This window comes from Peribacillus sp. NPDC056705 (assembly GCF_043656335.1).
On sequence record NZ_JBHTYI010000007.1, the window covers coordinates 78,988 to 91,990 of the forward strand.

The 13,003-nt window shown below is 41.6% G+C and carries 12 protein-coding genes; 11 read left to right on the forward strand and 1 reads right to left on the reverse strand.

What is annotated here, in order from left to right:
• Positions 1-70 precede the first annotated feature (70 nt).
• The 11 genes from glyQ (at position 71) to ACFRAK_RS11635 (ending at position 12,005) form a co-directional block, all read left to right on the forward strand.
• On the forward strand, positions 71-967 hold the full coding sequence (gene glyQ, locus ACFRAK_RS11585) for a glycine--tRNA ligase subunit alpha (protein ID WP_034308488.1): 897 nt from the start codon (positions 71-73) through the stop codon (positions 965-967).
• Complete coding sequence (gene glyS / locus ACFRAK_RS11590; protein WP_394571764.1) at positions 954-3,023, forward strand: glycine--tRNA ligase subunit beta; 2,070 nt, start codon at positions 954-956, stop codon at positions 3,021-3,023. Before glyQ ends, glyS begins: the two co-directional genes overlap by 14 nt.
• Before the next feature lie 162 nt (positions 3,024-3,185).
• Positions 3,186-3,824, forward strand: a complete 639-nt coding sequence (ccpN, locus tag ACFRAK_RS11595) for a transcriptional regulator CcpN (RefSeq protein ID WP_034308483.1) — start codon at positions 3,186-3,188, stop codon at positions 3,822-3,824.
• A 16-nt stretch (positions 3,825-3,840) separates the two neighbouring features.
• Positions 3,841-4,662: a pyruvate, water dikinase regulatory protein gene (locus ACFRAK_RS11600; RefSeq protein ID WP_370662553.1), complete on the forward strand. Its 822-nt coding sequence runs from the start codon at positions 3,841-3,843 to the stop codon at positions 4,660-4,662.
• A 514-nt stretch (positions 4,663-5,176) separates the two neighbouring features.
• Entirely contained in the window at positions 5,177-5,632 is a 456-nt protein-coding gene (locus tag ACFRAK_RS11605; protein ID WP_144526817.1) for a YaiI/YqxD family protein, read from the forward strand.
• Between the two features lie 51 nt (positions 5,633-5,683).
• Positions 5,684-7,489: a DNA primase gene (gene dnaG / locus ACFRAK_RS11610; protein ID WP_192208344.1), complete on the forward strand. Its 1,806-nt coding sequence runs from the start codon at positions 5,684-5,686 to the stop codon at positions 7,487-7,489.
• Between the two features lie 35 nt (positions 7,490-7,524).
• Positions 7,525-8,658 (forward strand): RNA polymerase sigma factor RpoD, encoded by a 1,134-nt coding sequence (gene rpoD, locus ACFRAK_RS11615; protein WP_034308477.1) that lies wholly within the window; start codon positions 7,525-7,527, stop codon positions 8,656-8,658.
• Between the two features lie 187 nt (positions 8,659-8,845).
• Positions 8,846-9,376, forward strand: a complete 531-nt coding sequence (locus tag ACFRAK_RS11620; RefSeq protein WP_394571765.1) for a hypothetical protein — start codon at positions 8,846-8,848, stop codon at positions 9,374-9,376.
• Between the two features lie 221 nt (positions 9,377-9,597).
• The gene (gene cccA / locus ACFRAK_RS11625; RefSeq protein ID WP_260284719.1) at positions 9,598-9,966 is read left to right on the forward strand and encodes a cytochrome c550; all 369 of its coding nucleotides are present in this window, start codon (positions 9,598-9,600) and stop codon (positions 9,964-9,966) included.
• 216 nt (positions 9,967-10,182) lie between these two features.
• Positions 10,183-10,890, forward strand: a complete 708-nt coding sequence (locus tag ACFRAK_RS11630) for a tRNA (adenine(22)-N(1))-methyltransferase (RefSeq protein ID WP_192205583.1) — start codon at positions 10,183-10,185, stop codon at positions 10,888-10,890.
• Positions 10,887-12,005: a Nif3-like dinuclear metal center hexameric protein gene (locus ACFRAK_RS11635; RefSeq protein WP_387598017.1), complete on the forward strand. Its 1,119-nt coding sequence runs from the start codon at positions 10,887-10,889 to the stop codon at positions 12,003-12,005. The genes ACFRAK_RS11630 and ACFRAK_RS11635 overlap by 4 nt, the downstream gene beginning before the upstream one ends.
• Positions 12,006-12,053: 48 nt before the next feature.
• On the opposite strand, the gene ACFRAK_RS11640 is transcribed toward ACFRAK_RS11635, so the two are convergent.
• The gene (locus ACFRAK_RS11640; RefSeq protein ID WP_387598014.1) at positions 12,054-12,998 is read right to left on the reverse strand and encodes a 4-hydroxy-3-methylbut-2-enyl diphosphate reductase; all 945 of its coding nucleotides are present in this window, start codon (positions 12,996-12,998) and stop codon (positions 12,054-12,056) included.
• Positions 12,999-13,003 lie beyond the last annotated feature (5 nt).

Genomic DNA, 13,003 nt, shown 5'->3' on the forward strand with positions numbered 1-13,003 from the left:
TGCCAAGATGTAATGGGTTCCTATTCCTGAATTTTAATAAGAGCCGTTTTAAATAATCTGGAGGTGTACGATGAATATTCAAAATATGATTTTAACGTTACAAAAGCATTGGTCTGAACAAGGCTGCATATTGATGAATGCTTATGATGTAGAGAAAGGGGCAGGAACGATGAGCCCATACACGTTCCTGAGAGCCATTGGACCGGAGCCTTGGAGCGTTGCTTACGTGGAACCTTCCCGCCGTCCTGCTGACGGCCGTTATGGCGAGAACCCTAATCGACTGTATCAGCATCATCAGTTCCAAGTGATCATGAAGCCGTCGCCTGACAATATCCAAGAGTTATATTTGGATTCATTACGCGCATTAGGGATAAATCCGCTTGAGCATGATATTCGTTTTGTGGAGGACAACTGGGAAAATCCATCACTAGGATGTGCTGGTCTAGGTTGGGAAGTATGGCTTGATGGAATGGAAATCACTCAATTTACATATTTCCAACAAGTGGGCGGCCTTGAGTGTAAGCCGGTTTCAGTGGAAATTACATACGGAATCGAACGTCTCGCTTCTTACATTCAAGATAAGGAAAACGTATTTGACCTAGAATGGACAGATGGATTCACAGTTCGGGATATATTTGGTCAGCCGGAATACGAACATTCGAAATATACGTTCGAAACCTCCGACCTTGATATGCTATTCCAGCTTTTCACGATGTATGAAAAGGAAGCGCATCGCCAAATGGAAGAAGGACTTGTACATCCTGCATATGATTATGTTTTGAAATGTTCACATACATTTAACCTTTTGGATGCCAAAGGTGCCATCTCGGTGACGGAAAGAACGGGTTATATTGCCCGGTGCCGTAACTTAGCGCGTAAGGTTGCCAAAACCTTCTATGAAGAGCGGGAAAAATTAGGCTTCCCGATCCTGAAAGTGAAAGGGGAGAATACAAATGAGCAAGCGTGATTTGTTATTGGAGATTGGATTGGAAGAGCTGCCTGCCCGTTTTGTGACAGCATCGATGAAACAATTGTCAGATAAAGTACAGCAATGGCTAACGGAAAAAGCGATTGAATTCGGAACGGTTGAAGCTTTTTCCACACCAAGACGTTTAGCTGTATTGGTGAAAGATGTGGAAGAATCCCAAAAGGATATCGAAGAAGAAGCAAAAGGTCCGGCGAAGAAAATCGCTTTGGACAGTGAAGGCAACTGGTCTAAAGCCGCATTGGGATTCGTCAGGGGTCAAGGCATGACTTCAGAGGACATTTATTTTAAAGAACTCAAGGGTGTGGAATATGCCCATGTGAATAAATTCATAAAAGGACAGCAGACTGCTCAGCTTTTATCTGAGCTTCAGGAAATCATCAGCGGCATGACGTTCCCGAAAAATATGCGCTGGGCCAATCAGGAGCTCCGCTTCGTCCGTCCGATTAAATGGCTGATTGCCTTATTCGGCAATGATATAGTTCCATTCAGCATTGCTGACGTGAAAACGGGCCGTGAAACAAAAGGACACCGTTTCTTGGGCGATAGCGCAATCATCGAGCAGCCGGAACGGTATGAGGATACGCTAAAAGAACAATTTATAATGGCGGATCCAGATAAACGCCGACAAGTTATATTGGATCAGATTAAAGAGCTTGAGCAGGAGAAAGGCTGGATCATCCCGGTCGATGAAGATCTGCTTGAAGAAGTCAATAATTTGGTAGAGTATCCAACGGTGTTATTTGGACATTTTGAAGAAGAATTCCTAGAGCTTCCTGCTGAGGTACTTATCACTTCAATGAAGGAACACCAACGCTATTTCCCTGTTAAAGATAAGGACGGGAAACTGCTTGCTTACTTTGTAACCGTGCGTAACGGCGATGACCGTCATTTGGATAAGGTCTCTAAAGGGAATGAAAAAGTATTGCGTGCCCGCTTATCGGATGCAGCATTTTTCTATAAAGAAGATCAGAAAAAAGAGATTTCGGATGCTTTGAAAAAACTTGACAGTATCGTTTATCATGAAGAAATTGGTACATTAGCCGAGAAAACTGCCCGGGTAACTGCAGTGACCGGTGCCCTTGCGGATGCTTTGAATTTAAAGGCCGAAAAAGAAATGGCGCTTCGTACAGCGGCAATTGCCAAGTTCGATTTGGTGAGTCATATGGTTTATGAATTCCCTGAATTGCAAGGGTATATGGGTGAAAAATATGCTCTCCTAAAAGGGGAAGCCAAAGAAGTGGCCGCGGCTATCAATGAACATTATATGCCAAGACATGCGGATGACATTGTACCGCCTTCAGTCATTGGTGCGGTTGTGAGTTTAGCTGAAAAAATTGATACTTTGTCTTCATTCTTCGCTATTGGTGTCATTCCGACAGGTTCCCAGGATCCTTACGCATTAAGAAGGCAGGCGAGCGGGGTCGTCCAAATTCTAGCTGAGAAAAAATGGGATATTTCTTTAGAGGAGCTTATTGTTTTAGGCCTTAAAGGACTGGAATCAAAAGGCATCTTAAAACGTGATCTTGAAGAAGTTAAAGCGGATATGTTCACATTCTTTAAAGCCCGTGTCAAACACCTGCTTCAAGAACAGCAAATCCGTTACGATTTGATTGATGCAGTTCTGTTCAATGAGATCGGCTATATTCATTCCATCGTGGAACGTGCACATGTCTTGAATGCGAAAAAAGACGAAGCTGGCTTTAAAGAAAATCTGGAAGCTTTGAGTCGGGTCATGAACATTGCCGTGAAATGTGACAAAAAGGTAACTGTCGACCCTAGTGCCTTTGAAAATGATCAAGAGAATGCGTTATACGAAAAATATCAAAAAGTGGCAAAGCATTATATGGAATCCAAAGATGAGAATGAGCGGTTTGAACAGCTTGTTTCGCTGCAAACGGAAATAGAGTCATATTTCGAGAATACAATGGTCATGGCAGAGGATGAAGCAATCCGTAATAACCGTTTATCCTTAATGAAGGAAATCAGTGATTTAGTTGCAGGTTTTGCTGCCATGAATAAAATCATCCTTACATGATCGAAAGGATGTATGGAAATCGGAAACCCTTTAAATAAGGGCTTCCGATTTCTTCAAAAGATAAATGGTCAATAAATAGGACAAAAATGCCCTAATTAAATAATTTAGTATATAATTATTAAATGAACAACTTTTGTTACTTTACTCTGCGAAAGCAGTGGGGTGGTGATTATAATCCAATTGAATAAGCGTCAGGAACAGATTTTACAAATCGTAAAAGAAAACGGACCGATTACTGGAGAACATATTGCGGATAGATTGAACCTTACCAGGGCGACACTTCGTCCAGATCTAGCGATTTTAACGATGGCAGGTTTTCTTGATGCCAGGCCCCGGGTGGGGTATTTCTATACAGGCAGGTCAGGGACACAGCTTTTGACAGATAGCCTCAACCATCTTTATGTACGAGACTACCAATCGATACCTGTCGTTGTTGACGAGGGCATTTCCGTATATGATGCAATAGTCATGATGTTTTTAGAAGATGTCGGAACAATGTTCGTCGTCGATAAGCATGCATTGCTTGTTGGTGTCTTATCAAGGAAAGACTTGTTGCGTGCGAGTATTGGGAAACAGGAGCTTAACTCCATTCCAGTCAACATCATCATGACTAGGATGCCCAATATAACCATGTGTTCAAAAGAAGACCTGTTGATTGATGTTGCCAAAAAATTGATTGATAAACAAATCGACTCATTACCAGTCGTCAAAGACACAGAAAAAGGCTATGAAGTAATTGGAAGGATTACAAAAACCAATATTACGAAAGCATTCGTAGCTTTGGCTGATGAAGGCTATTAGGGGGCTTGCAAAAGGAATGACGGAGAATATGAACGGTTCAATTATATATGTTGTATCGGATTCAGTAGGGGAAACAGCGGAATTGGTTACAAAAGCCGCTGCAAGCCAGTTCTCGGGATCTGCTTTTTCCATAAAGAGAATTCCGTATATTGAAGATGAACAAAACGTGGATGAAGTGATATCACTGGCTAAGTTGGATGGGGCGATCATTGCTTATACTCTTGTCAAGCCAGCCATTAGAGCGTATATGAAAGCACAGGTCGAGAAAGAAAACCTGTCTGCTTATGACATTTTAGGGCCGCTCATGGACATCCTTCAGGAAAGGGCGCCAAAAGGGCCGCTTAATGAACCTGGTCTGGTGAGAAAGCTGGATGATGACTATTTCAAGCGTGTGGAAGCCATTGAATTTGCTGTGAAATATGATGATGGACGTGACCCACGGGGCATTTTACGTGCAGATATCGTCCTTGTGGGTGTTTCGCGCACTTCCAAAACACCATTATCACAGTATTTAGCCCACAAGCGCTATAAAGTGGCGAACGTACCTTTAGTGCCTGAAGTGGAACCTCCAGAAGAGCTGTTCCTGGTACCTCCTGAAAAATGCATCGGTTTGAAGATCAGCCCGGAAAAGCTGAACCATATTCGTAAAGAACGATTAAAGTCACTTGGGCTCAATGATCATGCCATTTACGCAAATGTGGAGCGAATAAAAGAAGAATTGACATACTTTGATACAATCATATCAAGGTTGAACTGTCCTATCATTGATGTAACCAATAAGGCTGTCGAAGAAACAGCCAATTTGATAATCAATATCCTTCAAAATAAAAACCGTTGATCCTTATAATTAAGGCAAATCAAAATGTGAGCTAGACACTCTATGTGTCAGCTCACATTTTAATGCCAAGGACGAAAAAGGGAATAACAAGAATAAGTTCAAAATAATTACATAAAATCCCTCTTGGTTTCCAAACGAAAATCCGTTGATTTGCATGAAAAAACATTCAGAATTTAAATGTTGGCATCTTCTAATCAAATAGACTATAATAAAAAATTGTGAGAAAAAAGTAATCTTAAGGTTTAGACTTAATTAATAAGGAATAAACTAAAGGTTAATGAGATGTCAAGGTTTTTATTATAAAAATAATTCGACATGTTCCGTATAATTCAGGAAGGGCTGGTCTTTTTCAAGGCAAAAGAGGTGCTTTCACTTAAATAAGCAGGTATTCTTTGAAGAATGATTTGTGCTCTTTTTAGAGGGAATCCTCTGAATCAATGCTGAAAATTCACCATATCTTCATAAATTTTAGGGGAGAAAAAGGATTATGCAGAAAGATGTAGAATTAGAAGGTATGAATAATAAACCTACGATACACGTCGATGCCGATGCATGCCCGGTGAAAGACGAAATCCTTCATTGTGCAAATTTGCACGATGTTGAAGTCTGTTTTGTTGCATCATATAAAAATATGATGAATAACCCTGAAGGTAAATGGGTTTATGTCGATGCAGACAAAGAAGCGGCAGATCTTTATATAGTAAACTCAGTAAAAAAGGGTGATATTGTCGTTACAGCAGATATTGGTTTGGCTGGGACCCTGCTTCCTAAAAACGTTTATGTCCTTTCGCCAAGGGGAAAAGAATACACTGACGAGAATATTTTCATGCTCTTGGATATGCGTTATCAGTCGGCGAAACTCCGCAGGCAGGGTAAGCATACGAAAGGGCCGAAAGCATTCACAAAGGAAGACCGTGCATGTTTTACAAATAAACTTATGAAAACATTGTCGAACTTTGCAGGGAATTAGGAATCAGTATCGAATTAAAAACTATCACCAATATTGCAAGGTGGAAAAATGATAAATGGCCGTATAGAAGATGAGAAAATTAATCAAATTCGCGAAGCTGTTGACATTGTTGATTTAATTGGGGAGTATGTCCAGCTGAAGAAGCAGGGGCGCAATTACTTTGGCCTATGTCCTTTTCATGGTGAAAACTCGCCTTCGTTTTCCGTTTCAACGGAAAAACAAATTTTTCACTGTTTTGGTTGCGGGGCAGGCGGGAATATTTTTACCTTCTTGATGGATATAGAAGGCTACAGCTTTGTGGAATCTGCAAAAGTTTTAGCTGAAAAGGGAAATGTTCCTTTGGATGTTGAAATCAATAAGGATTCCAAGCGATCTAACATGCCGGCAGGCTCTCAGCAAATGATTGAAGCCCATGACCTGCTGAGGAAGTTTTATCATCATCTCCTCGTTAATACGAAAGAGGGGCAGGATGCTCTCGAATATTTACTTAAACGCGGGTTTACTGAAGAAACGATAGAAAAGTTCCAAATTGGCTACTCTTTGGATTCATGGGACTTCGTGTCCAAATTCCTTTTAAAACGCGGGTTTCCAGCGGAATACATGGAGCAGGCAGGGCTTATTATTTACAGGGAAAAAGACGAGTCATATTTTGACCGTTTCAGAAATAGAGTCATGTTTCCAATTATGGATCATCAAGGAAATACGATTGCGTTTTCAGGAAGAGCGATGGGGGACGATGAGCCCAAATATTTGAATAGTCCTGAAACGCCAATCTTTAATAAAAGTAAAACTTTATATAATTTCCATCATGCAAGACCACACATACGAAAGAAAGAACAAGCTGTCATTTTTGAAGGCTTTGCCGATTGCATTTCAGCAGTTGGCGCAGGTGTGGAGAATGCGGTCGCTACAATGGGTACTGCCCTGACGGACCAGCATATCCAGCTTTTAAAAAGAAATACTGACCAGATACTTATTTGCTACGATTCGGACTCTGCGGGATTGAACGCTGCCAATCGTGCAGTTAATATGTTACAGGACCATGAGTTTTCCGTGAAAGTCGCTCTCATGCCTGATAACTTGGACCCCGATGACTACATAAAGGAATTCGGTGAAAAAAGCTTTGTTTCTGAAGTAATAGGGGCCAGTTTAACCTACATGGCATTCAAAATGCATTATTTGCGTCGAGGGAAAAATGTAAATAATGAAGGAGATCGAATTCAATATATCGAAGAAGTCCTTAAAGAAATTTCGCGATTGCCCAATGCAGTGGAGAGGGATCATTATCTCCGGCAGCTATCCTCTGAATTTTCCCTTTCATTGGATGCGCTGGAACAGCAGCAGCGTCAGGTGTTCTTTACGGAACGCAAGAAGGGGACACTGCCGCAGCCAGCAGCTCCAAAGAAGATGGCCCTGCAATATGAGCATAAGTTAAAGCCTGCTCACCATAATGCTGAAATGAAGTTGATTGCCCATATGCTAAAAAGCAGGGATATGACATTCAAAATTCAGCAGTTGCTTGGTCAAACGGTCTTTCATGTAGATGAACATCAGGCAATCATCACCTATTTATATGCGTTCTATGAAGATGGACACGAACCGGATACAAGCTTTTTCCTTACTTATTTACCGGATCCAAACTTGAGAAGGATCGTTTCTGAAATAGAAATGATGTCAGTGAATGAGGAAGTTACCGATAAAGAACTGACCGATTGTATAAATCAAGTGTTGAAATATGAAAAGTTGTTAAAGATAAAAGAAAAACAAGTTGAAGAAAAAGATGCAGTTAGACGAAGTGATTATGTCACTGCTGCACAAATTGCCATGGAAATCATTAAATTGCGTAAAATGTTGTAGTCGTTTAGGTGTAAGTCCTGGAAGGAGGGGAACTAATGGCTGAAAAACCAGCACGTTCCAAACAAGTTGATAATGAATTTAGCCTTGAACAGGTGAAAGAAAAATTACTAGAGCTAGGTAAAAAACGGGGCTCTTTGACTTTAGAAAAAATTGCTGAAATGATTGGCGGTTTTGAGTTGGATTCCGATCAAATGGATGAGTTCTATGAGGTGTTAGCAGAAAATGGCGTCGAAATACTCACTGATGGTGAGGAAGACGAAGATGAAGACGATCCAGATGAGAAGAAACTTGCAAAAGAAGAAGAGTTTGACTTAAATGATTTAAGTGTTCCTCCTGGCGTTAAAATTAATGACCCAGTACGCATGTATTTAAAGGAAATTGGTCGGGTCGACCTTTTATCGGCAGAAGAGGAAATATCTCTGGCGACGAGAATTGAAGATGGAGATGAAGAAGCGAAACGCCGTTTGGCAGAAGCTAACCTTCGTCTTGTTGTCAGTATCGCCAAGCGCTATGTCGGACGCGGAATGCTTTTCCTTGATTTGATTCAGGAAGGTAATATGGGACTTATCAAAGCAGTGGAAAAATTTGATTACCGCAAGGGATTCAAGTTCAGTACGTATGCAACATGGTGGATTCGCCAGGCGATAACCCGTGCCATTGCCGACCAAGCACGAACGATCCGGATACCGGTGCATATGGTGGAAACCATCAATAAATTGATCCGTGTCCAAAGACAGCTTCTTCAGGATTTAGGCCGTGAACCTTCTCCGGAAGAAATTGCGGAGGATATGGACTTAACACCTGAAAAAGTTCGTGAAATCTTGAAAATAGCTCAGGAGCCTGTTTCATTGGAAACGCCAATAGGTGAAGAGGACGATTCACATTTAGGTGATTTCATTGAAGATCAGGATGCGACTTCCCCATCGGAACATGCAGCATATGAACTTTTGAAAGAACAGCTGGAAGACGTATTGGATACTCTTACAGACCGTGAAGAGAACGTCTTGAGACTCCGCTTTGGACTTGATGATGGCCGCACCCGTACTCTTGAAGAGGTGGGTAAAGTGTTCGGGGTCACCCGCGAGCGTATCCGTCAAATCGAAGCGAAGGCGCTACGTAAACTGAGACATCCAAGCCGCAGCAAACGCTTGAAAGATTTCCTTGAATAGAATGTATATGTCCTTTACAGAGCCCTCTTTGAATGCCTAGCGTTCGGGAGCGGCTCTTTTTTAAATTTTGATGTAAAAATATCCTTGAAAGAACAATACGTATCCATTTTTCCGTATAATGGGAATCGGAAACAATTTACATAACTAAAAAGCTAAGCCGTTAAAAAGTGATGAGGAAGTGAGATCCATGGATGAGATGAGAAAGAAAATCATCATTCAAGAAATAAACTCCTGGAAGGAAAGCCGTATGCTTCCAGAACAATATTGTAATTATCTGCTTGCATTATACTGTCAAGGCGAACAGCCGCCATCTAAATCGATTAAAACCGAGAGCAAAAAAAACGGCATCTTTTCAGGGCTGTTTATCGGAGCCCTTTTTGCATTTATTGTATTTTTGAATTATTTTACTGAAATACCCATAAGAATGCAAATGCTTATGACAACAATTTCAATACTTGTCTTTTGGCTGGCGGTCCGCCGCTTTAACGGCAGGAAAATCATTTTTCAAATGTCGTTGATGGGAATGGTGCTATCATTGCTTTTACTAACCATCAGTTTTGCGGAATTCATGGCACCCAGCAAAGTAGGTATCCTTTATATTTTCTTGTTCATTAATTGCGGACTCTGGATACTAATGGGCAAAAAACTGAAGCTGCTCCATTTTTCCATAGCGGGAGGCCTGGGAGCACTTGTCATTCTTTACTTTTTATTAACATAACCAGCGGTTTCAAATGATGAATTTAGGGTACTATGAACATATGTAAGAAAAAGTAAAATGTTTGGAAATATACATAAGTTTTTGACAATTTTAAGAAATTATATAATATCTTCTATTTTTGGGCTTTTACTTGAAACTCTTTTCAAGTAAAATAATATATAGTTGTTTGTATATAATATTAATTATGGTAAGTTTAGGTTCTACATAGGGGAGGGAATACTATGAATCGCAATCCAGTAATGCCTTTTATTATTATCATGGTTTTTGGTATTGGACTTATGTTTTTACTTTCGTTTAAAGGTTTGGGTGATGCCAAAGATCTTGCTAAGGAAAAAGAGGGCGGCGAAAAGACAGAAGAAACAGAAAATGCCTCAGCATCACCTGAGGACATTTATAAGCAAAACTGTATCTCTTGTCATGGTGACGCCTATCAAGGCGGTGTAGGGCCTGCCCTAAAAGGAGTTGGCGATCGTCTGTCGGTGGATGAGGTTAAAGAAGTGATCACTAATGGACGAGGTGCAATGCCGCCAGGTCTAGTCGAAGAACAGAATATTGACGCCATGGCCGAATATATTCATGGACTGAAATAAGTCATGAAACTGACTCAAGAAATCGTTGGAAAGCGAGCTTTTTGAGTCAGTTTTTCATTTTTCGGAAAAGGGAGATTCCAGGTGGAAGATTTCTTTTGCCAACTGCATAGAAAGGGCCCCATTTCTCTTATCTGTAATTTTTCGATTGAACTTGGTATAATCGAATGGGAAACTTATTATAGTAAGACATTATTTGAATTAAGAGAGTTGATAAATATGAATCATGAAAAACTATCGATGAGATTAGAACGTGTTGCCATACATATACCAAAAGGAAGCATTCTAGCAGATATAGGTTCAGACCATGCTTACTTACCGTGCTATGCGGTGACTAACGGCTTGTGTGACAGTGCTATAGCAGGTGAGGTTGTAGAAGGTCCCTATCAGTCAGCACGCAAGCAAGTGGCAATGACGGGGCTTGGGGACAAGATAGAAGTCCGTAAAGGAGACGGGCTTGAAGTATTGAATCCTGATGAAGCGACATGCATTACGATTGCAGGCATGGGTGGAACGTTAATATCAAGTATATTGGAAAGCGGAAAAGGAAAACTCGGCAAGGCAGAAAGGCTTATCCTTCAGCCTAATGTAGGTGCAGCGAATGTTCGCAGCTGGTTAATCGAAAACGGCTGGGAACTTAGTGGAGAGGAAATCCTTGAAGAAGATGGGAAAATCTACGAGATCTTAATTGCGAAAAAAGGAGAACCGCTACGCCCTTATGGGGTGAACAAGCAAGCCGGCCTCACTTTCGGTCCATACTTAAGAGAGCAATTCAGTGACATTTTCATAAAAAAATGGCAGCTTGAGAAAAAACATTTGGAAAGAATCATCGAACAATTGGATGAAAGCGGAAGAAGCGGACTGGAAACGAAGCGCAATGAATTAAGATCTCAGATTTCAGTAATTGAGGAGGTGCTTAAAGGGTGAAGACAGTGAATGGCCACGAAATCATTGAAACGTTTGAACAATTCTCCCCAAAGCATTATGCAATGGAGGGAGATCCAATCGGGCTGCATGTCGGGCAGCTCAATAAGCCGGTTACTAAAGTGCTGATTGCCCTTGATGTGCTGGAAGAGGTTGTAGACGAAGCGATAGAACATGGCGTGGAATTGATCATCGCCCACCATCCGCTTATTTACCGACCATTGAAAAAGATCGATACAAACGCAGCTGGAGGCCGAATCATCGAGAAGCTGATCAAACATGATATCGCTGTTTATGCTGCACATACCAATTTGGATGTTGCTAAGGGCGGAGTGAATGATTTACTTGCCGAAGCGCTACAATTGCAGGATACAGAGGTATTGATTCCGACTTATGAGACGGCTCTAAAGAAATTGGTCGTATATGTTCCAAAGACTGACGAACAAAAGGTGAGGGATGCCCTGGGTAAGGCAGGGGCCGGAGCGATCGGGAACTACAGCAATTGTTCGTTTTCCGGGGAAGGGACCGGACGCTTTTTGCCAGGTGAAGGCAGTGAACCGGTAATTGGCTCTAAAGGTAAGCTTGAAGAGGTAGCTGAAATGAGGATTGAAACGATATTCCCGGAAAATATCGAGAAGAAAGTGCTAGCTGCGATGATTAAAGCCCATCCATATGAAGAAGTTGCTCACGATATATATAAACTGGAGAACAAAGGTGAGTCTCTTGGCTTAGGAAAGGTTGGTGTACTTGCTGAAGAGATGACACTCGAACAATTTTCCGAACATGTGAAGCGGACTCTCGATGTTGAAAGGGTGCGTGTCGTTGGAGATTTGCAAAGTCCGATAAAAAAAGTGGCCGTTTTGGGCGGAGACGGCAATAAATACTTTACGACAGCGAAATTCAAGGGAGCTGATGTTTACGTTACAGGTGATATGTATTACCATACAGCCCATGACGCGATGATGATTGGATTGAATATTGTGGACCCGGGCCACAATGTTGAAAAGGTGATGAAAAAAGGTGTTGCACGGATCCTTGAAAAAATGTGCCGCGAAAAGAACTACGATGTTGAATTCATTCCATCCCGGCTGAATACAGACCCTTTCCGCTTCATTTAAATAACACGAAAAAGGCAGCCCTTAGTGGCTGCCTTTATTTTTGTGCAATCATTTCTTCACTTTAATTTTTGGTAAAATCTTATGCAATGGCGTTTTCTTTTCGGTATTCCAAGTCGATTCATCATTTGCTTCATATTGCTCTAGAAATGTGATGACTTCCTTCGTGATCGGAGTTGGTGTAGAAGCCCCCGAAGTGACGGCAACCGTTTCTGCATCCTTTAGCCATTCAAGATTCAGCTCGGAAATGTCAGCGATTCGATAAGCTCTCGTGCCGGCAATCTCTTGGGACACTTGTGCAAGACGGTTTGAATTATTACTCTTGGGATCTCCGACAACGATTAAAACATCAGCTTCGCCAGCTTGTTCGGCAACCGCTTCTTGGCGAACCTGTGTCGCTAAACAAATTTCCTTATGGACTTCGGCATGCGGGAATTTATCCTTGACCTTATCCATTATATCCAAAACATCCCATTGGCTCATCGTTGTTTGATTGGTGACGATGATCTTATCACTATTCAAAGTCAAGGCTTCCACATCTTCATCCTTTTGAACCAGGTGAACGACATCAGGAGCAACTCCGACAGCACCTTCTGGTTCCGGATGCCCTTTTTTGCCAATATAAATGATTTGATAGCCTTCCGCTTGTTTTTCCCGAATTAAGTCATGTGTTGCGGTAACATCGGGACATGTTGCATCGAGTGTCACAAGCCCTTTTTTCTCAGCGATCTTCCTAATCTCAGGTGAAACGCCGTGAGCAGTAAAGATGACGGTTCCGCTGTCCACCTGTTCGATGATATCGTTGCGGTTGCTTCCGTCCAACGTGATGATGCCTTCTTCTTCGAACGCATCCGTCACATGTTTGTTATGCACGATCATTCCTAAAATGTAAATGGGACGTGGCAAGGTTTTATCTAAAGCCGCATTTCGGGCGATGACCATGGCATCGACAACGCCATAACAATAGCCGCGCGGGGAAATTTTAATCACTTTCATCTATG

Excerpts from the sequence above, each read along its gene's own strand:
- glyS (WP_394571764.1), top strand. The coding sequence starts at position 954 with ATGAGCAAGCGTGATTTGTTATTGGAGATTGGATTGGAAGAGCTGCCT.
- ACFRAK_RS11600 (WP_370662553.1), top strand. The coding sequence starts at position 3,841 with ATGACGGAGAATATGAACGGTTCAATTATATATGTTGTATCGGATTCA.
- ACFRAK_RS11620 (WP_394571765.1), top strand. The coding sequence starts at position 8,846 with ATGGATGAGATGAGAAAGAAAATCATCATTCAAGAAATAAACTCCTGG.
- ACFRAK_RS11640 (WP_387598014.1), bottom strand. The coding sequence starts at position 12,998 with ATGAAAGTGATTAAAATTTCCCCGCGCGGCTATTGTTATGGCGTTGTC.
- ACFRAK_RS11605 (WP_144526817.1), top strand. The coding sequence starts at position 5,177 with ATGAATAATAAACCTACGATACACGTCGATGCCGATGCATGCCCGGTG.
- cccA (WP_260284719.1), top strand. The coding sequence starts at position 9,598 with ATGAATCGCAATCCAGTAATGCCTTTTATTATTATCATGGTTTTTGGT.
- glyQ (WP_034308488.1), top strand. The coding sequence starts at position 71 with ATGAATATTCAAAATATGATTTTAACGTTACAAAAGCATTGGTCTGAA.
- rpoD (WP_034308477.1), top strand. The coding sequence starts at position 7,525 with ATGGCTGAAAAACCAGCACGTTCCAAACAAGTTGATAATGAATTTAGC.
- ACFRAK_RS11630 (WP_192205583.1), top strand. The coding sequence starts at position 10,183 with ATGAATCATGAAAAACTATCGATGAGATTAGAACGTGTTGCCATACAT.